An 18,038-nucleotide genomic window follows, 5' to 3' on the forward strand; every position below is an offset into this window, starting at 1 on the left:
GACTCCTCCATTCCGCGCAACCTGTGCGGAATGGCGGGGCTTATCAAGGGTTCAGTTGGGGCGGAACAGGCCGGCCGGCGAGGCGGTGAAGATTTCCAGCCCGTCTTCCGTCACCCCGATCGTGTGTTCGCACTGGGCCGACAGGGACTTGTCCCGCGTGACGGCGGTCCAGCCGTCGGACAGAACCTTCACATGCGGCTTGCCCAGGTTCACCATCGGCTCGACGGTGAAGAACATGCCCGCCTTCAGCACCGCGCCCTCGCCCCTGCGGCCGTAATGCAGGACATTGGGGCTGTCGTGGAACACCCGGCCGATGCCGTGGCCGCAGAAGTCGCGCACCACGCTCATGCGCTGGGCTTCGACGAATTTCTGGATGGCGAAGCCGATGTCGCCGAAGGTGGCGCCCGGCCTGACCTGTTCCAGGCCCAGATCCAGCGACTGATAGGTCACGTCGATCAGCTTCTTGGCGCGGGCGTTGATCTCGCCGACCGCATACATGCGGCTGGAATCGCCGTGCCAGCCGTCGACGATGACGGTGTGGTCGATGTTGACGATGTCGCCGTCCTTCAGCACCCGGTCGCCGGGAATGCCGTGGCACACCACATGGTTGATCGAGGTGCAGACGGTCTTTTCATAGCCCTTGTAACCCAGGCAGGCGGGCAGGCCGCCGTTGTCCAGGGTGAACTCGCGGATCAGGTCGTCGATCGTGCTGGTCAGCACGCCCGGCTTCACATGGGGGGTGATCATGTCGAGCGCTTCGGCGACCAGGCGGCCGGCCTTGCGCATGCCCTCGAAATCCTCCGCCGTGTGAATGCGGATGGCGCTGGAGCGGACCAGGGCGTCGGTTTCCAGATCGGGCGTTTCGTACATGGTCTCAATCGGCGTCGGGGAAGGGTCTGAGATGGCCATCCTATCACGGATGCGCAAGGCGATTGTGCGGCGGTGACGGATTCCTTCCCTTGCGGAATATATGAGTGTGTGTTGCCCGCCACTGTCCTTCAGCAGAATGGACCTGCCGTTACGTCACCTCTCGCCGGTGTGATCGTGTGCGGTTTTCTGGACACAGTTTCGCCCGTTTCGCGGCGGAGAGCGGCCATGCATGCAACGTTTTCATGTCGAAAGCGCTGCCTTGCAGCGTCTCTCCCCGATACCCACCGCCGCGTTGATGGCGGGGGCAACTCTATAGGAATGGTATATGACTCCCAGGAATTTCGCCCGCATGGGCGGCGTCGCGCTGACCACTGTCCTTCTGGCCGGCGTCGCCGCGCCGGCCATGGCCGGCTCCTTCTATGTTCAGGAACAGTCGACCCGCGGCCAGGGCCGCGCCAACGCCGGCGTGGGCGCCGACAAGGGCGTGCAGTCCCTCTGGTGGAACCCCGCCGCCATCGCCGGAACCCAGCGTGAAGTCTATGTGGGCGCGCACGGCCTGATCCTCGACTCCGACGTCGACAACCGCGGCTCCAGCCTCAGCTACAACCTGCCCGCCCCGACCCCGCCGTTCCCGGCTGGCACCATCCTCAGCGGCTCGACCGTCGTCGCGGGCGACCCGCACGTCCACGAAGTGGTCGAAAGCGGCATCGTGCCGAACTTCGCCGTCTCCATGCCGGTCGGCGACCGCTTCAATGTCGGTCTGGCCGTCCAGGCGCCTTACAACTTCACCACCAAATACGAGCAGCCGGACTTCGCGCGCTACGACGCCCTGACGTCGGAACTGCGCTCCGCGAACGTCAGCCTGGTCGCCGCCATGACGGTCACCGACTGGCTCGACATCGGCGCCGGCTTCGACGCCCAGTTCGCCAAGGCCACCCTGTCTTCGGCCCTGCCGAACCTTCCGACCGTCGCGGGCGTCGCGCCCCTGGTGCTGATCCCGGCGGCCACGGACGGCCGCAACCAGCTTGAAGGCGACGGCTGGGATTACGGCTGGAACGCCGGCGCCCAGATGCATTTCGGCAAGCTGGACCTGGGCCTGTCCTATCGCTCCAAGATCGAGCACGAGCTGGAAGGCACGGTGAACATCTCGGGCCTGACCGGCGCCCTGGCCGGCGCCAATGTCTCGGCTGACGGCCAGGCCAGCTTCAACACCCCCTGGTACGCCACCCTGTCGGCCCGCTACGCCGTCAACGACAAGCTGACCCTGAACGCCCAGGTCAACCAGATCGGCTGGAGCGAGTTCGACGCCATCCGCGTGACCTACGGAGCCACCGGTTCGTCGACCATCGTTCAGGACTATGACGACGTCACCACCGGCGCCATCGGCTTCGACTACCAGATCGATCCGACCATGACGGTCCGCGCCGGCATCGGCTACGACCCGACCCCGACGCCGGACGATCACCGCACCGCCCGCATCCCGGACGGCGACCGCTTCCTGTATGCGGCCGGTCTGTCCAAGACGATCGGCGCCATGACCTTCGACGGCGCCGTCACCTACATCGACATCGACACGGCGACGATCAACGACACCCGCGACGTCTATGGCAACGGCCTGGTCATTTCGAACCTGCGCGGCGAGGCCAAGGGCCACGGCGTCGGCTTCTCGATGGGCGCGACCTGGAACTTCTAAGGTCGCCTCACGGCTGAAACGCGAAACGGCGGCTCCTGCGAAGGAGCCGCCGTTTTTCATTCCTCCCCCGCAAGCGGGGGAGGATCGAACCATCAGCCCTTGGCGGCGCCGCCGTAGCCCTTGCCGCCGTTCGACGGGCGGCGACGCGGACGGCGCTTGATTTCGCCCTCCGGCTTGGCGTTGTCGTTGATCGAGGGGACGCGCTCGTTGCCCAGCGGATTATAGGCGCGTTCCGGACGGGCCGGCGCGGCCTCGCCCGTGGCGCGGTTGCCGCGACGCTGGCGATGCGGCTGGCCGCCGCCTTCCGGACGGACGCCTTCACGATGCGGGGCGCGACGACCGCGACCGCCCCGGCCGCCCTCGTTGCGCTCGCCGCCTTCGCGTTCCGGCATGGTCGCCTTCTTGCCGACGCCGGTCGCCATGATGGTGGCGTCCAGCTGGCCCAGGGCCTTGTCGTTGCGGCGGTCGATGGCCGGAATCTTCTGGCGGGTGACCTTCTCGATGTCGCGCAGCAGCTTCATCTCGTCGCCGGCGACGAAGCTGACGGCGGTGCCGTCCTTGCCCGCGCGGGCCGTACGGCCGATGCGGTGGACATAGGATTCCGGCACGTGCGGCAGTTCGAAGTTCACGACGTGCGAGACGCCGTCCACATCGATGCCGCGCGCGGCGATGTCGGTGGCGACCAGGACGCGCAGCTTGCCCTTCTTGAAGGCTTCCAGGGTGCGCTCACGCTGGGGCTGGCTCTTGTTGCCGTGGATGGCGCCGGCTTCGACGCCGCCGGCTTCCAGATAGGCCGCGACCTTGTCGGCGCCGTGCTTGGTCTTGGTGAAGACCAGGCAGCGCTTGTATTCCGGATCGCTGAACATCTCGGTCAGCAGGGCGCGCTTGCGGCCCTGTTCGACGTGGACGATCGACTGGCTGATGCGCTGGACGGTGGTCGATTGCGGGGTGACCTGGACCTTGACCGGATCCTTCAGCAGTTCGCCGGCCAGCTTGCCGATCTCCGACGGCATGGTGGCCGAGAAGAACAGGTTCTGGCGGCGCGCCGGCATACGGCTGACGATCTGGCGGATCGGCTTGATGAAGCCCAGGTCCAGCATCTGGTCGGCCTCGTCCAGGACGAAGATTTCGGTCTGCGACAGGTCCAGGGTCTTCTGCTGGATATGGTCCAGCAGGCGGCCGGGGGCGGCGACCAGGATGTCCAGCCCCTGTTGCAGGGCGCGTTCCTGGGCGCCGTATTTCACGCCGCCGAAGATCACGGCGACGCGGAAGCCCAGGTGGGCGCCGTAAGCCTTGAAGCTCTCGCCGATCTGGCTGGCCAGTTCACGGGTGGGGCTCAGGATCAGGGCGCGCGTCGTGCGCGGCACGGGCGGGGTGCGGTTTTCGGCCAGGCGATGCAGGATCGGCAGGGCGAAGGCGGCGGTCTTGCCGGTGCCGGTCTGGGCGATGCCCAGCAGGTCCTTGCCCAGCATGACGTCGGGGATGGCCTTTTCCTGGATCGGGGTCGGCTTGGTGTAGCCGCTCGAGGTCAGGGCCTGCAGCAGGGCCTTGTTCAGGCCCATGGATTCGAATGTGGTGCTCACAGCAGTGTCTTTCGCGTGCGGCAGGGCGCATCTGGCCATGGCATGACGCCGTCGGGCCGCGCACCGCCAGTCCCGACGGGGCTTCGAGATGAAGCCTGCGGGGTGGATCGGGCGCCGCCCCGCGTGTCCGGGCAGCGAATGAACTTGAGGGGCCGGCGGCTTCTACAGACAGGTCAGAAACTGACCCACACGCGCTGGAGACGCCGGAGATCGCGATTGTGCGATGCAGCGCAAATGGGCGCATCGCGGGGATAAGTCAAGTCGGGGTCAGACCTGGCCCATCGACAGGAAGGCGCGGCCGGCGGCGAAATCCCCGGTTTCGAAGGTCGAACGGGCCACGCTGCCGTCGCGGAAGACGAACTCCACGGTGAAGATCTCGCGCGGATCCAGCGCCGCCAGGGCGTCGGCGGCCTGGGCCGGGAAGACCCAGGCCTGTCCGGTCTCGCGGCCCTGGGCCAGCAGGCCGGGGTCCGCCGTGGTCACGCCCGCCGCCCAGATGGCGCGGCGCTGGGCCAGGGGGGGCAGTTCGCGGGCCAGCCAGGGGCGCGGCGCCACGGCCCGGTCGCGCAGAACGATCCGCACGCCCGTGGGCCGCGACCGGCCGCGCCAGGACACCACGGCGGCCAGCTGGTCCGGCCGTTCGATGCCGCCGACCACGCCGAACCGCACCGGCGAGGCGCCGGTCGTCGTCGCCTGCATCAGCCGCCAGGTCGGCCGCGCATAGGCGGCGCGATCCGCGCTCCAGCCCGCCCGGTCGCCGGGGAAGGTCATGCGCGCGGTCCGCGACCAGCCGGAAAAGGCGTTCTCGACGCGGCCGCTGACCGTCTTCAGGTCGGCGGAGCCGCAGGCGGTCGAGGCCGCGCGTGCGCGGGCCCGGGCGGCGGTCTCGGCCAGTTCGCGGTCGTTGGCGCCGGCGCGCAGGGCCGCGCCCCGCGCCTGCCAGGTCGAGGCGCTGAGGGCGGCGGTCAGTTGCGGCTGAAACAGGCCGCAGCGTTCGTTGGCGGCCAGGACGAAGCTGCGCTCGTAGAAACGGTCGGCCGGACCCGCCGTCGCGGCGCCGGGGACGGCGACCGTCGCCGCCGCGATCAGCACGACGGCGATCGGCGCTTGGGCTCTTCGGGGGAAAAGGCCTATCCTCATGGCCCGACCCTAGCGCCGTCGCGTTTGGGTCTCGTTTCCGGACAGGGTTAGCGAATTGCTTCTTTCCAGCGACCTGTGGGTCAGCGCCCTGATCCGCCGCGCCCAGCTCGAGGGCGCCTACGCCACCGTGGTGAACAAGGGCGACGATCGCGCCGGCTCGGTCATCGTCAAGGCCTATGACACCTCGACCCGCACGGCCAAACTCTACACCGAGGCCTTCGGCCAGGACGGCGAGCGGCTGTGGATCCAGCCGGTGACCAGCGACAGCGAGAGCGAACTGGACGCCTATGTGGCCCGCCAGCGCGGCTACGACCCCGACCTCTGGGTGGTCGAGATCGAGGACCGCCAGGGTCGCCATTTCATCACCGAAAAGGTCCAGGCCTAGGGGCGGCGCCGAACCTCTCCCTCCCCTGCGGGGGAGGGTGGTCGCGCCGCAGGCGAGACCGGATGGGGGCGGCAGAGCTGAACGACTCAGACCCGTGCGCCCGAACGTCCGCTGTTCAGACAGACGCAAAGTTCGCAAACCGACCCTATGCGGACCTTGGATTCGGCAATGCGCTCGCGATAGGCTGATCCGCTATGAAAAATATCCAAGTCATCGATGGTGCGATTAACGCCAGCTACTCGATCTTCGCGGCCACCGATGAAGAGTTTGAGGCGATTTTTCCTCGCAAGGGCCAGGACATCGAGTTCTCGGAGGATTTCTTCCGTAGAGCAAAAGCGGAAGCGGCTACCGCCATCATGAAACGTATCTGGGAAAGGCGGGTCGACAAAAAGGAGGTCGTGGGCATCCACGGAACTCTTTTTTACGGTCTTCCCGAAAAAAAGAAATTCTACGAACGGAAGCGCGAGCCGGTCATAGATTGGCGCTATGTCCCCTAAGCCATCATGATTTTGACGAAGCTGAGATAGGGATGAGTTTATGACGGGGCCGAACTGGCGCTCGTCCAATCAACAAAAGACGCCCTAGATCAGCTTATCAAGAAACTGTCTGGTGGAAGCGACCACGACTATGTGGCCGATCCTCTCTGGCGAGCCGTAACGGTGTCGGCTTCCGAAGCTACCAAGCGGATCCGCGCACCCTCGGTATAGGGCAGCAATCCACCCCTCTCTGACATTCCCAGCATCCGCTTAGGGGGCTCCGATGATCGACGGGTGTGGGGCCCGCTTCCAGGCCAAGAGTCTATTTCGCGTTCCGACCCTCAGCGGACGTTCATTGCGCCAAGGGTCCTGGTCGTCCAAGGGACCAGCTTCCAGCCGTGAAGGAGCTCGTCATCAGTCACGTCCAGCACAGAAGTCCGTCTGCCGCCCGCCAAATCGTGGCCAGCGCGGTCGCCGTAGCGGCCTATGTCATAGCCGCGCTTTGCATAGGTTGGATCGTGTCGTTCCTGCTTCAGCCCATGGGATACGTCTGGCTCCGGTTCGCAATCGAGGCCGCGATTTCGACCTGCTTGGGTATGATCGCCAGCTGGCGATTGACGAACGCCCTGTTTCCCAACCGATCAGGAAAATGGATCTTCGCGGCTTTCGCCGGAGTGGTTGTGCTCGTCTCACTGCCGGCTGGGAACAGCTCGATCAACGGGTTGCATATAGGCCAGGCGCTGCTCTTGGTCGGCCTCGCATACGGCCTGTTCTGGCCGCACCGAAAAGGTGCTCGCTGACGACAGCGACCGATTCCATCCTGCGGCCGCTCACTGATTTGGCTTCGGACGAGAGGCGCACGATCCCGGTCCGTCTGTTCCGGCGTCAAACGCCGAAACGATGCTGACAAAACACTCCGGGGCCGCGAAGGGCAGCATGTGCGCCCCGTCGATCACTGTGGCGAACCTAACCTGACCGGCCTTGGACAGTGTCGCGGCGTGAGCGACAGCCCCTTCGTAAGGCGTGTTTGGGTCCAGTGTGCCATGGATCACCAGGGTGCGCGGCATCGCCGCAGGGCTGCGGCCGTAGAAGACATCGCGGTCGTAAAGCGGCGCTGAAGAACCGACGAGCAGCCCCGGCAGGGCGCTGGTGAAGAGCGCCTCACGGGCTTCGACTTCGACATCGACCGCGGTCAGGTCGCGACGGCCGTTGTTCTCGGAAGCGTTCATGAGGATGACGAGCGGAAGAGCAGGCGAGGACTGTGGATACTGGCCCAACTGGTCGAATGCCGCCTCCAACTCAGCCCGAACCGCCACGAGCCGTGATGCATCGCCCTGGCTCAAGGCGGAAATGACGGCCGGGATTTGATCTCGGAGTTGCGGGAAGTTCAACAGGGTCGCGAGAAACTGACGCAGGTCGCCGCCAGGCGCCGTTTCCGCCCAGAGCGCCTTACGGTCCGGATCAGCGAGAAGGGCCGAATAGGCTTCAGCCTGATCCTCGGTCAGCAAGCGCCTGCCGACCTTGTCCACTACCGCCGTCCGATGACTGAGGTCCCATTCCGGAGACGCCTCGGATGGGACCAGGCCGTCAAGGATGATGCCGTCGAGCGGCACGGGTGCGGTCTGAAGCATCCTGAGAATGAGCTGGGTGCCATACGACACGCCGTAGACTTGGACGGATCCCTCGCCACGGTAACGGGTGATAAGCGCCGACAGATCATACGAGGCGTTGGTCACCGTGAAGGCCTGGGTACGAGCGAGGTCTCCGTACATTCCGCCGATGCATGACCCCCACTCGGCGCCGGCCAAGGCATAGCCGCCGTCGCTGTCGCCAGCCTCTTCGATAGGGCAGAGGCGGGTTGAATACCCGGTGCCGCGATGATCCGGGATGATGAGGTCACGGTCCGGAAACGCCGCGTGCAGGGTATCGAGAAACGGGTAGAAGGAAGCCCCGCTTTCCCCTGGACCGCCGGCGATAAGCCAGACCTGGCCCGTCGCCGTCCCGCTGACTGCAGGAAATTTTCGGACGAACAGATCCACGGCGCCGCCAGTCTGATCGTTCGGCCGGAGAGGAACATGGCTGACGGCGCAAAGGCTGCCGGCCAGGTTCGGCAGGGCGCTGTCGTCACAGGGACTGAAGTGGTCATCGGCGACGGCCGAGCCGCACGACAGGGCGAAGATTAGCCCGCCAAGTACGAGGAGCCCGACGAGGGAATGGATGGTTTTCGACATGTTGGACCCCCGGGCGCGACTGTCGCGCCGTGGATCAAGAGCCTTTGCGCACGCCCGGCAGATGCGCGTCGCAGCATTAAGTTTTCTCAATGAAGTGAGCTGGCGGAGGGCAAGGACAAATGGCTCCTTCCCGCCCTTTGCCGACCCTCTGAGGGTTCACTTGAGAGCCTGCAATGGCCGCGGGGTCAGATACGGTCTTCCGCCCCTAATTCCGCAGGCGATCTCGTCCGTTTTCAACGCCTTATCCGCCGAAAGCCGCAATCGACCTCGCACGCCCGAAACCGGCCCTATACTCTCGTCCGGTCTTTGAAAGCGTGAACCCGGCGGCGGCGAAAGTGCACGAAGTGCACTGAGTACACCCTGTTTTTTTGGGCGGACCGGCGCCCTATCCCTTCTTCGCATCGAAGGCCGCCCGCGCCGCCTCGATCCGGTCGATGTTCTTCTCGGCCCAGGTCCAGACGCCGCAGAAGGCCTCGGCCAGGGTCAGGCCCAGATCGTCCAGCCGATATTCCACTTTCGGCGGGATCACCGGATGGACCGTCCGCACCACCAGCCCGTCGCGCTCCATCTGGCGCAGGGTCTGGGTCAGCATCTTCTGGCTGATGTTCCCGACCAGCTGCCCGACCTGGGTGAACCGGGTCTCGCCGTGTTCGGCCAGGACCTCGAGGATCAGCATGGTCCATTTGTCGGCGACCCGGCCGATCACCTCGTTGACCAGGGCCTCGACGCGGGGATCGGCGACCTCTCCGGTCTCGGGATGTGCGATTCTTGCGGGCGGAACGGCCGTCATGTCCATTTCTTTCCTTGCGGTAAGTATGGCGATTTCAAGTGCCTACTTTCCATTAGAGAGTGACTGTCATACCTGATCTTCATCGTCGGCGCATCCCCCGCGCCTCGCCAATGGAGACGACCATGAACATCACCGGCAACACCATACTGATCACCGGCGGCGGCTCCGGCATCGGCCGCGCCCTGGCCGAGGCCCTGCACGCGCGCGGCAACCAGATCATCATCACCGGCCGCCGCGAGGGCGTTCTGCAGGAGACCGCCGCCGCCAATCCGGGCATGGCCTGGGCGACCCTGGACATGGAGGACGCCGCCGCCGTCGCCGCCTTCGGCGCCCGGATCGTTCAGGACCACCCGGCCCTGAACGCCGTCATCCTGAACGCCGGGATCATGAAGGCCGAAAACCTGAAGGCCGCTCCGTTTGACTTCGCCACGGTCGAGGCGACCATCACCACCAATCTGCTGGGGCCGATCCGCCTGACCGCCGCCCTGCTGCCGCATCTGCTGGCCCAGCCGAAGGCGACCGTGGTGACCGTGACCTCGGGCCTGGCCTTCACCCCGCTGGCGGCGACCCCGACCTACAACGCCACCAAGGCGGCCATCCACTCCTGGACCCAGTCCCTGCGCCATCAGCTGGCGGACACCACGATCGAGGTGCTGGAACTGGCCCCGCCGGCCGTGGCCACCGACCTGATGCCGGGCCATGCGGACAACCCCAACTCCATGCCCCTGGCCGATTATACGGCCGAGGTGATCGGCCTGATCGAGCGCGGCGACACCCCGCGCGGCGAGATCCTGGTCGACCGGGTCAAGCCCCTGCGCTTCGCCGAGGCTGACGGCTACGAGGCCGTGTTCGCCATGCTGAACGGCGCGCGCTAGGGGCGTCGATTCATCCGCCCACGGCCAGGAGGGGCCGTGGGCGACGGGTGACGGAGGGGCCGGCGACCTGTAGGGTGATAGCGGTAACAACGAGCGGGGCCGCCCTCATGACAATCGCACGCCGGGACCTGTTCGCGGGCCTGATTGCAGGGGCGGCGGCGCCGGCCCTGGCGGGGGCCGCCCCGGCCCCGCACGCAGAGCCCGCGCCTGGGTCGCCGACCTGGGGGCGCGGTCCGGAGGGCCAGCGCACCGCCGACCTTGGCGACGGGACCTTCCTCAATCCCATCGTCGCCGGCGACCATCCCGATCCGACCATCCTCAAGGACGGCGGCGATTACTACATGACCTTCTCGTCCTTCTATTCCTATCCGGGTCTGGTCATCTGGCATTCGACCGACCTGGTGAACTGGACCCCGGTCGGGCCGACCCTGTTCAAGCCCCTGGGGGCCATCTGGGCCGTGGACCTGGTCAAGCACCAGGGGCGGTATTTCATCTATATTCCGGCCAATCCGGACGACGGCGGCTGGTCGATCTACGCCATCTGGGCCGACGACATCCGCGGCCCGTGGAGCGACCCGATCGATCTGAAGATCGAGGGCTGCATCGATCCCGGCCATGTCGTGGGCGAGGACGGCAAACGCTATCTGTTCACCAACGGCGTGCGCAGGATTCGTCTGACCGACGACGGCCTGGCCACCGACGGCGTGCTGGAAAAGGCCTATGAGCCCTGGCGTTATCCGGACGACTGGGTGGTCGAGAATTTCGCCCCCGAGGGCCCCAAGCTGCTGCGACGCGGCGACTGGTTCTATCTGGTCACGGCGGTGGGGGGCACGGCCGGTCCGGTCACCGGGCATATGGTGATCGCGGCGCGGTCGCGGTCGGTGCAGGGACCGTGGGAGCATTGCCCGAACAACCCCCTGGTCCGCACCGTTAGCGAGGCCGAACCCTGGTGGTCACGCGGCCACGGCAGTCTTGTCGAGGGACCGGCGGGCGACTGGTGGATGGTCTATCACGGCTACGAGAACGGCTTCCGCACCCTAGGGCGTCAGACCTTGCTGGCGCCGGTGGAATGGACGCCGGACGGCTGGTTCCGGGTGCTGGGCGGGGATCTGTCCCGGCCGATGGCCAAGCCCGGGGGCGGTCGGGCGGGGCCGTCGGGCCGGCCGCTGTCGGATGATTTCTCGGTCGACCGGATGGGGGTGCAGTGGGCCTTCCACGACCCGGCGGCCGACGAGGCCGGCCGCGCCGTCTATGAGCCCGGCGGCCTGCGGATCAGGGGGCGGGGCGCCTCGCCCGCCGATTCATCGCCCCTGACCTGTATCGTCGGCGACCGCGGCTACGAGGTCGAGATCACGCTGGAACTGCAGGGCGAGGTCGAGGCCGGCCTGCTGCTGTTCTATAATCACAAGGCCTTCGTGGGCCTGGGCTTCACCGCATCCGCCCTCAAGACCTTCGAATATTCCGAGGAACTGACCTGGGCCCGGCAATCGCACGACGCCCGCGCCATGCGTCTGCGGATCGGCAACGACGGCAATGTCGTGACCTATCACTATTCCTATGACGCGGGACGGACCTGGCGGCGGCACGACACCCGGATGGAGGTGTCCGGACTCCATCACAACGTCTTCGGCGGCTTTCTGAGCCTTCAGGTCGGCGTGTACAGCGCCGGCGACGGGGCGGTGGTGCTGAAGGACTTCACCTACCGGGCCCTGACGAAGACCTAGGCGCGCTCAGGCCTCGACGCGTTCCCGGACCTCGACCGGCGCCTCGGGCGCGGCTTCCGGCTCGGGCGTCGCCGTGTCGTCGGAGGCGACCGGCACGACGGGCAGGCGGACCATGACGGCGGTGCCTTCGCCCAGGGTGCTGTCGATGCTCATCCGGCCGCCGTGCAGTTCGGTCAGCGAGCGGACCAGCGACAGGCCCAGGCCGGTCCCCTGCGCCTTCTGGTCTGCGCCGCCGGCCTGTTCGAACGGGCGTCCGATGCGCTGCAGGTCCTCCGGCGCGACCCCGACGCCGGTGTCGGACACGACCAGTTCCAGGCAGGGGCCGATCCCGTCCAGGGTCAGGGTGACCGAGCCGCCGGCGGGCGTGAACTTCACTGCGTTCGACAGCAGGTTCAGCGCCATCTGTTTCAGGGCGCGGGCGTCGGCGACCACGGACAGGGGGTTGGACGGCAGGACGGGGGCCAGTTCGACGCCCTTCTCGTCCGCCTGGACGCGGATCAGGGCCACGGCGGCCGAGATCGGGTCGCGGGCGTCGAAGGTCTCCAGCGCCAGCTCGTAGCGTTCGGCCTCGATCTTGGACAGGTCCAGCACGTCGTTGATCAGGTCCAGCAGGTGGCCGCCGGCCTGGTGAATGGACTCGGCATAGCCGGCGTAGCGTTCCGGCAGGGGGCCGAACAGCCGCTCGCGCATGATGTCCGCGAAACCGATGACGGCGTTCAGCGGGGTGCGCAGCTCATGGCTCATATTGGCCAGGAACCGCGTCTTGCCGGCGCTCTGGGCCTCGGCCTCGACGCGGGCGCTCTCCAGGCCCAGCTCACGGGCGAACTGGGCCGTGCCGTCGAACGCCTGGGCGATCAGAAGCGCATGGCCGCCGTCGTGGTCGAAGCGGCGCAGGATCATGATGACGCGCCGGTCCAGGGCGACGCGGGGGCTGAACATCACCTCGGCCGTCTGGCCGGCCAGGGCGCGCTGCAGGGCGGCGGCGACGGCGGGCCGGTCGGGGGCGTGGATGGCGGCGATCAGACCCTGGTCGACCAGGGCGGCGATCGAGACCGACGGCGGGGGCGAGCCCCAGGCCGCAGCGGCGCGGCCGGACGGCTCCAGCAGCAGGGTCAGGCCCGGCTGGCTGTTCAGCACGGCCTCGACGCGGAGGCTGTCGTTCTCGGCCAGGATCAGGCGACGCTGGCGCTCGCCCCAGGTCAGGCGGATGGCGGCGGCGGTTGCGGCCAGGGCCAGCAGGCCCGAGACCGCGGCCAGGACGGGGGGCTGGGCGGTCGAGCCGTTCAACAGGGTCGAGATCAGGCCCGAGATCAGCGGCAGGATCAGGGCGGCGATGCCGACGCGGGTCAGGCGGTCGTCGCCGATGCGTGGATGGTCCAGGGCGATCCCGGCCGCCAGGGGCATGACCAGCAGGCCGGGCAGGGCGCCGGTCGCGCCGCCGGTCAGGCCGGCCGCCGCCACCGAGGCCAGCAGCCAGACGGCCATCAGGGTGAACCGTATGCCGACGGATTCGCGCACCATCAGCACCACGCCGCAGACGCCGGGCAGGGCCATCAGCAGCAGGGCGGCCAGCACATTGTGCTGCAGCACGTCGAAGCTCTGGGCCGCGAAGGCGGTCACGCTGGCCGCCACCGCCCAGCAGGCGTGCCACAGGGCCACCATCGACGGGGCGATGGCCGACGCTTCCGTCGACGAACGGGCGGCGTTCGTCGGGCGCTGGTCCTGCCGGGGCTGTGGTGGGTGGATGTACAAGCGATATGGCCGGTTGTTTCTCGCCCCGAGCCTAAACCCGGCAATGAGTCGGTGCGAGGGCGCTCCCGTGCCAGGCGATATCCGAACACGCGTTCACCATGATTTTCGGGGGACAAATCGGCTGGTTGTCGTTAACGGCCGCGCGGCCTATCTGGCGGGCCATGACTGATCGCACGCCCCCGACCGACACCCTGGACCAGACCCTGACGGAACTGGCCGACGATTTCGACCTGCTGGGCGACTGGGAGCAGCGGATCGAATACGTCATCGAACTGGGCAAGGGGCTGGCCCCGCTGGATGATGCGCACCGGGTCGAGCCCAACAAGGTGCCGGGCTGCGCCGCCCAGGTCTGGCTGGCGACCGAAGCCGCCGACGGACGGGTGTGGTTCGTCGCCGACAGCGACAGCGCCCTGTCCAAGGGCAATATCGCCCTGCTGCTGAAACTCTATTCGGGCCGCACGCCGGCCGAGATCCTGGCCTTCGACGCCAGGGCGGCGCTGGACCGCCTGGGCCTGCCCTCGGCCCTGACCCGCCAGCGCGCCAACGGCCTGAACAGCATGGTCGGGCGGATCCGGGAGGCGGCGCTGGCGGCGGGGTGAGGCGTGGGTGAGAAGTGCTCGTGCTAGTGAGCCGTCAGTTGACGCCTTGCAATCGAGTCTTGCTCACCAGCACTAGCACTCTTCACTGATCCTACAGCGCCACCCTCAGCGACGCCCGCACGCTGCGCGGGGCGCCGGGGAAGATCCACAGGGCGCTGTAGGAGCTGGCGGCGTAGCGCTCGTCGAACAGGTTGTCGACTTCCACGCGGGCGGTGACCTGGGGCGTCAGGCCGTAGTCCAGGGCCGCCTTGGCCTTCCAGTAGGCGGGCAGTTCGGGCGCGCCCAGCGCCAGGCCGCCGGCCCGGTCGCCGACGTAGGATGCGCCGGCCATGACCGACCAGTCCGTGCCGTGCGGCGTGGCGAACCGGCCGATCACGAACAGCGAACCCGAATGTTCCGGCACGTTCAGCACGGCGTCGGTGGCGAAGGCGGCGTCGTCGGCGGTTGCGTCGGTCCAGCCGTAGTTGGCCACCACCTGCCAGGCCTCGTCGATCCGCAGCGACCCGTCCAGCTCGATCCCGCGCGTGGTCAGTTTCCCGACCGGGGCCAGATAGTTGGGATCGACCGGGTCGGTGGTCAGGATGTTGGTCTTCTCGATGTCGAAGACGGTGGCGGCGAGATCCAGCCCGTCCCAGGCGCCGGCGAGCCCGATCTCGGAGCCCTGGCCCTCTTCCGGGGTGAAGCCGGAGCCGTCGCGGCCCGTGCCCGAGTTCAGCACGAAGGACCGGCCGTAGCTGGCGTGGGCGGTCAGGGCGTCGGTCAGGCGGTAGCGGGCGGCGAACCGGTAGTCGATGGGCGTGTCGCTGGCCTCGCCCACGGCGCCGGTGCGGTTGTTCTGGATCCGCTGGCTGTAGTCGTCGAAGCGTAGCCCGGCCGACAGGCTGAGGCGGTCGGTGACCTCCCACAGGTCCTGCGCATAGACGGTGACGACCTCGCGGGTCTCCAGATTGTCGGTGAAGGGCAGAGGCGTCGGGGCGGGGACGGCCCCATAGACCGGATCGAAGACGTCGATGGGATAGGGATTGGCCGCCGTCGGATTGATCCGCAGCCACTTCTCTCCATAGGTCAGCTGATACCCCTTGAGCCCGAAGGCCAGGTTGTGGACGCCCAGGCCGGTCGCGACCGCGCCGGTCAGCTCCAGCCGGGCCGACAGGTCCTCGACGCTGAAGTCGCGGCCGCGACGCTGGCGCCATAACTGGTCGCCGACCAGACGCGACTGGTCGCTGGACAGGCCGCGCAGCGAGCCGCCGCGCCAGGCGATCCCGCCGTTCAGGCTCCAGGCGTCGTTCAGGGCGTATTCGCCGGTGATCTGGTGGCGCTCGTTGCGGAACCGGGTCGGGCCGTCGCCGGGCTCGCCGTAATAGTTGGACTCCGGCAGGGCCAGGGCGTCGCCGTCGATCGCCGGCATCCCCCGGTCGAACAGGGTGGTGAAGCTGGTGAACTCGCCCACATAGGTCAGGCGCAGGTCGGCGTTGGGTCGCCAGGTCAGGGACGGGGCGATCACGGTGCGGTCCAGGCCCACATGGTCGCGCCAGCCCGTGCTGGTCTCGCCCGCCAGGACCAGCCGCCCGGCCAGGTCCTCGGTGATCGGGCCGGTCACGTCCAGCTCGCCGCGCCGCAGCCCGAAGGAGCCGACGGTTCCGGTGAAGACGGCGTCGGTCGCGAACTTGGGCGTCTTGGACACCAGATTGACGCGGCCCGCCGGGTCGATGTCGCCGAACAGGGCGCCGGACGGGCCCTTCAGCACCTCGATCCGCTCGGCCGTGGCCGGATCGCGGGGCGGGGCCATGCCGCGATTGGCCAGGAAGCCGTCGACATAATATTCGGCCCCGCCGTCGGGCGTGCCCAGGAAGCCGCGGATGGCGAAATTGTCCATCACCCCGCCACGGTTGTTCTGCTGGCTGACGCCGCTGACCAGTTCCAGCGCATCGGCCAGACGCGTCGCGCCCACGGCCAGGATCAGGTCGTTCTCGATCGAACGGCTGGATGGAGACATCAGATCCGTGTCCCGGCCCGCGCCCAGGGTGCGGTCGCGCGGCGCCTCGCGTCGGCCCAGGACGACGATCTCACCCAGAGTCGGGGTGTCGGCCGAAGCATCGGCGGCGGCGGCGGGCGGTTGGGCGGCGGCCATCAGGCAGGCGACGGCGCAGCTCGACAGGAGGGACAAATCAGACTCCGTTTGTAACGTTATACTATATCGGCTATCCGCTCCGGCATGTCGCTGTCAACCGCCACGCTCGCCCCGTCGTCGTCCGTCGTCGCCGCGTCCGTCCTCACCGGAGCCGGATCGCGCATCCGCTCCATCGACGCCCTGCGCGGGCTGGTGATCCTGCTGATGCTGGTCGACCATGCGCGGGAGTTCTTCTTCTTTCACGCCCAGGTCTCGGACCCGATGGACGTGGAGACGACGTCGCCGGCCCTGTTCTTCACCCGGCTGTCGGCCCATCTGTGCGCCCCGGTCTTCGTGGCCCTGACGGGACTGGGGGCGTGGCTCTATGCGAACAGGAACGGGGGCGCGAAGGCCGCGTCGGGATTCCTGCTGAAGCGGGGGCTGTTCCTGGTGGGGCTGGAGCTGACGGTGGTCAGTTTCGCCTGGACCTTCTCGCTGACGCCGGAGACGATCTTCCTGCAGGTGATCTGGGCCATCGGCCTGTCGATGATCGCCCTGGCGGCCCTGGTCCATCTGCCGCGATGGGCCCTGATCGCGGTCGGTCTGGTCATCGTGCTGGGGCACAATCTGCTGGACCCGATCAGCTTTCAGCCGGGGCAGCCGGGTCATGCGCTCTGGGCCGTGCTGCACGATCGCGGCGTCGTGGAATCGCCCTGGGGCGGTCAGGCGCGGACCTCCTATCCGCTGTTGCCGTGGATCGGGATCATCGCCCTGGGTTACGGCGCCGGGCCGTGGTTCGCGGGGCCGCAGGCGCAGCGGCTGAAGCGGCTGGCGCTGACGGGTCTGGGGGCGCTGGCCCTGTTCGCCGTGCTGCGGACGATAAACCTGTATGGCGAGCCGACGCCCTGGGCGGTTCAGGCGACGCCGATCCAGACGGTGATGAGCGTCCTGAACCTGACCAAATATCCGCCCTCGGCCGACTTCGTCCTGCTGACGCTGGGCGCGGGATCCTTGATCCTGGCGGGGCTGGAGAAGGCGCCGGATCGTCTGGTCGGCCTGCTGGCCGTGTTCGGCGGGGCGCCGCTGTTCTTCTATCTGATCCACCTCTATGGCCTGCACCTGCTGCACATCGGGGCGCTGGCGGTGTTCGGACCCAATCAGGGCGAAGGATTCAGCGTGCCGGGCGTGGGCTGGCTGTGGCTTCTGGCGGCGGCGGTCGCGCTTCCCTGCTGGTTCGCCTGCCGCTGGTTCGCCGGGCTCAAGCGGGCCAGCAACCAGCCGTGGATGAAATATCTCTGAGACGCCTGCGGCTGGATGACGCCTTCATCGGCCATTCATATGCAAGGCGTCATGACAAAACCGCCGATCCTCGCCGTCGTTCTTCTTCTTTTGACCGCGTGCGGCGAGGAGGTCTCGACGACAGCGCCGACGCCGGCGCCCGTGCACGCCGAGGTCGAGCCCGTCATCGACGCCTCGCCGGAGGCGTCGGCCGTCTGCGTCGACGACTATATTCGCTCGAAGCTGGGCCTGGCCCTGATGCGGACGGCCACGGAGCCCTTGCCAGGACTAATGGCGTTTCCGGTCAGCGAGCCCGAACTGATCGGCGAGAGCTTCGACGCGGATGTGGTCAAGATCTGTCGCGCCACGGCGCAACTCGCCACGGTCCACGGCAAGCGATCCGCCCGCGTGACCTATGAGTTGCGATGGCCGGCGGACGGGCGGGACCTGGAGGTCAAACTGATCGACGCCGCCGCCTTCCAGGCCGCCTTTACGGACATCTATCGCGACTATCTGGCGTCTCAGCCCTGAG

The 18,038-nt window shown here is 67.6% G+C and carries 16 protein-coding genes; 9 read left to right on the forward strand and 7 right to left on the reverse strand.

Annotated features, from left to right (window positions below):
- Positions 1-51: 51 nt before the first annotated feature.
- Positions 52-870, reverse strand: coding sequence for a type I methionyl aminopeptidase (gene map / locus ACIQ1T_RS10690; protein WP_395944530.1), 819 nt, complete (start codon positions 868-870; stop codon positions 52-54).
- Positions 871-1,195: 325 nt separating this feature from the next.
- Between map and ACIQ1T_RS10695 the strand changes: the two genes are divergently transcribed.
- On the forward strand, positions 1,196-2,563 hold the full coding sequence (locus ACIQ1T_RS10695) for an OmpP1/FadL family transporter (protein ID WP_395944531.1): 1,368 nt from the start codon (positions 1,196-1,198) through the stop codon (positions 2,561-2,563).
- A 92-nt stretch (positions 2,564-2,655) separates the two neighbouring features.
- Here ACIQ1T_RS10695 and ACIQ1T_RS10700 read toward each other — a convergent pair whose 3' ends face one another.
- Entirely contained in the window at positions 2,656-4,185 is a 1,530-nt protein-coding gene (locus tag ACIQ1T_RS10700) for a DEAD/DEAH box helicase (RefSeq protein ID WP_395944532.1), read from the reverse strand.
- Positions 4,186-4,413: 228 nt separating this feature from the next.
- Positions 4,414-5,286 (reverse strand): hypothetical protein, encoded by an 873-nt coding sequence (locus tag ACIQ1T_RS10705; protein ID WP_395944533.1) that lies wholly within the window; start codon positions 5,284-5,286, stop codon positions 4,414-4,416.
- 55 nt (positions 5,287-5,341) lie between these two features.
- Here ACIQ1T_RS10705 and ACIQ1T_RS10710 point away from each other — a divergent pair, with 55 nt between their 5' ends.
- The 3 genes from ACIQ1T_RS10710 (at position 5,342) to ACIQ1T_RS10720 (ending at position 6,947) form a co-directional block, all read left to right on the forward strand.
- Positions 5,342-5,671 (forward strand): DUF1491 family protein, encoded by a 330-nt coding sequence (locus tag ACIQ1T_RS10710; RefSeq protein WP_395944534.1) that lies wholly within the window; start codon positions 5,342-5,344, stop codon positions 5,669-5,671.
- Positions 5,672-5,865: 194 nt separating this feature from the next.
- The gene (locus ACIQ1T_RS10715; protein ID WP_395944535.1) at positions 5,866-6,168 is read left to right on the forward strand and encodes a hypothetical protein; all 303 of its coding nucleotides are present in this window, start codon (positions 5,866-5,868) and stop codon (positions 6,166-6,168) included.
- Between the two features lie 377 nt (positions 6,169-6,545).
- The gene (locus tag ACIQ1T_RS10720; RefSeq protein WP_395944536.1) at positions 6,546-6,947 is read left to right on the forward strand and encodes a hypothetical protein; all 402 of its coding nucleotides are present in this window, start codon (positions 6,546-6,548) and stop codon (positions 6,945-6,947) included.
- Between the two features lie 30 nt (positions 6,948-6,977).
- On the opposite strand, the gene ACIQ1T_RS10725 is transcribed toward ACIQ1T_RS10720, so the two are convergent.
- A complete protein-coding gene (locus ACIQ1T_RS10725) occupies positions 6,978-8,378 on the reverse strand; it encodes an alpha/beta fold hydrolase (protein WP_395944537.1) in 1,401 nt (466 codons plus the stop codon).
- Between the two features lie 385 nt (positions 8,379-8,763).
- Positions 8,764-9,168 (reverse strand): winged helix-turn-helix transcriptional regulator, encoded by a 405-nt coding sequence (locus ACIQ1T_RS10730; protein WP_395944538.1) that lies wholly within the window; start codon positions 9,166-9,168, stop codon positions 8,764-8,766.
- Between the two features lie 122 nt (positions 9,169-9,290).
- On the opposite strand from ACIQ1T_RS10730, the gene ACIQ1T_RS10735 reads away from it, so the two are divergent.
- Both ACIQ1T_RS10735 and ACIQ1T_RS10740 read left to right on the forward strand, forming a co-directional pair.
- On the forward strand, positions 9,291-10,043 hold the full coding sequence (locus ACIQ1T_RS10735; RefSeq protein WP_395944539.1) for an SDR family oxidoreductase: 753 nt from the start codon (positions 9,291-9,293) through the stop codon (positions 10,041-10,043).
- Between the two features lie 107 nt (positions 10,044-10,150).
- On the forward strand, positions 10,151-11,767 hold the full coding sequence (locus ACIQ1T_RS10740) for a family 43 glycosylhydrolase (protein WP_395944540.1): 1,617 nt from the start codon (positions 10,151-10,153) through the stop codon (positions 11,765-11,767).
- A gap of 6 nt (positions 11,768-11,773) precedes the next feature.
- Here ACIQ1T_RS10740 and ACIQ1T_RS10745 read toward each other — a convergent pair whose 3' ends face one another.
- Positions 11,774-13,519, reverse strand: coding sequence for a sensor histidine kinase (locus ACIQ1T_RS10745; RefSeq protein WP_395944541.1), 1,746 nt, complete (start codon positions 13,517-13,519; stop codon positions 11,774-11,776).
- A 161-nt stretch (positions 13,520-13,680) separates the two neighbouring features.
- Between ACIQ1T_RS10745 and ACIQ1T_RS10750 the strand changes: the two genes are divergently transcribed.
- Entirely contained in the window at positions 13,681-14,118 is a 438-nt protein-coding gene (locus tag ACIQ1T_RS10750) for a SufE family protein (RefSeq protein WP_395944542.1), read from the forward strand.
- A 91-nt stretch (positions 14,119-14,209) separates the two neighbouring features.
- On the opposite strand, the gene ACIQ1T_RS10755 is transcribed toward ACIQ1T_RS10750, so the two are convergent.
- Positions 14,210-16,285, reverse strand: coding sequence for a TonB-dependent siderophore receptor (locus ACIQ1T_RS10755; RefSeq protein WP_395944543.1), 2,076 nt, complete (start codon positions 16,283-16,285; stop codon positions 14,210-14,212).
- A 48-nt stretch (positions 16,286-16,333) separates the two neighbouring features.
- Between ACIQ1T_RS10755 and ACIQ1T_RS10760 the strand changes: the two genes are divergently transcribed.
- Together ACIQ1T_RS10760 and ACIQ1T_RS10765 are read left to right on the forward strand one after the other, a co-directional pair.
- A complete protein-coding gene (locus ACIQ1T_RS10760) occupies positions 16,334-17,527 on the forward strand; it encodes a DUF1624 domain-containing protein (protein WP_395944544.1) in 1,194 nt (397 codons plus the stop codon).
- 51 nt (positions 17,528-17,578) lie between these two features.
- Complete coding sequence (locus ACIQ1T_RS10765) at positions 17,579-18,037, forward strand: hypothetical protein (RefSeq protein ID WP_395944545.1); 459 nt, start codon at positions 17,579-17,581, stop codon at positions 18,035-18,037.
- The last annotated feature ends 1 nt before the right edge of the window (position 18,038 follow it).

Origin of the sequence: Brevundimonas sp., from assembly GCF_044336875.1 — a bacterium.
GTDB lineage: Bacteria > Pseudomonadota > Alphaproteobacteria > Caulobacterales > Caulobacteraceae > Brevundimonas.

Coding starts and splice junctions, on each gene's coding strand:
- ACIQ1T_RS10735 (WP_395944539.1), top strand. CDS start 9,291: ATGAACATCACCGGCAACACCATACTGATCACCGGCGGCGGCTCCGGC.
- ACIQ1T_RS10740 (WP_395944540.1), top strand. CDS start 10,151: ATGACAATCGCACGCCGGGACCTGTTCGCGGGCCTGATTGCAGGGGCG.
- ACIQ1T_RS10705 (WP_395944533.1), bottom strand. CDS start 5,286: ATGAGGATAGGCCTTTTCCCCCGAAGAGCCCAAGCGCCGATCGCCGTC.
- ACIQ1T_RS10760 (WP_395944544.1), top strand. CDS start 16,334: ATGTCGCTGTCAACCGCCACGCTCGCCCCGTCGTCGTCCGTCGTCGCC.
- ACIQ1T_RS10765 (WP_395944545.1), top strand. CDS start 17,579: ATGACAAAACCGCCGATCCTCGCCGTCGTTCTTCTTCTTTTGACCGCG.
- ACIQ1T_RS10750 (WP_395944542.1), top strand. CDS start 13,681: ATGACTGATCGCACGCCCCCGACCGACACCCTGGACCAGACCCTGACG.
- map (WP_395944530.1), bottom strand. CDS start 870: ATGTACGAAACGCCCGATCTGGAAACCGACGCCCTGGTCCGCTCCAGC.
- ACIQ1T_RS10730 (WP_395944538.1), bottom strand. CDS start 9,168: ATGACGGCCGTTCCGCCCGCAAGAATCGCACATCCCGAGACCGGAGAG.
- ACIQ1T_RS10715 (WP_395944535.1), top strand. CDS start 5,866: ATGAAAAATATCCAAGTCATCGATGGTGCGATTAACGCCAGCTACTCG.
- ACIQ1T_RS10725 (WP_395944537.1), bottom strand. CDS start 8,378: ATGTCGAAAACCATCCATTCCCTCGTCGGGCTCCTCGTACTTGGCGGG.
- ACIQ1T_RS10695 (WP_395944531.1), top strand. CDS start 1,196: ATGACTCCCAGGAATTTCGCCCGCATGGGCGGCGTCGCGCTGACCACT.
- ACIQ1T_RS10700 (WP_395944532.1), bottom strand. CDS start 4,185: ATGGCCAGATGCGCCCTGCCGCACGCGAAAGACACTGCTGTGAGCACC.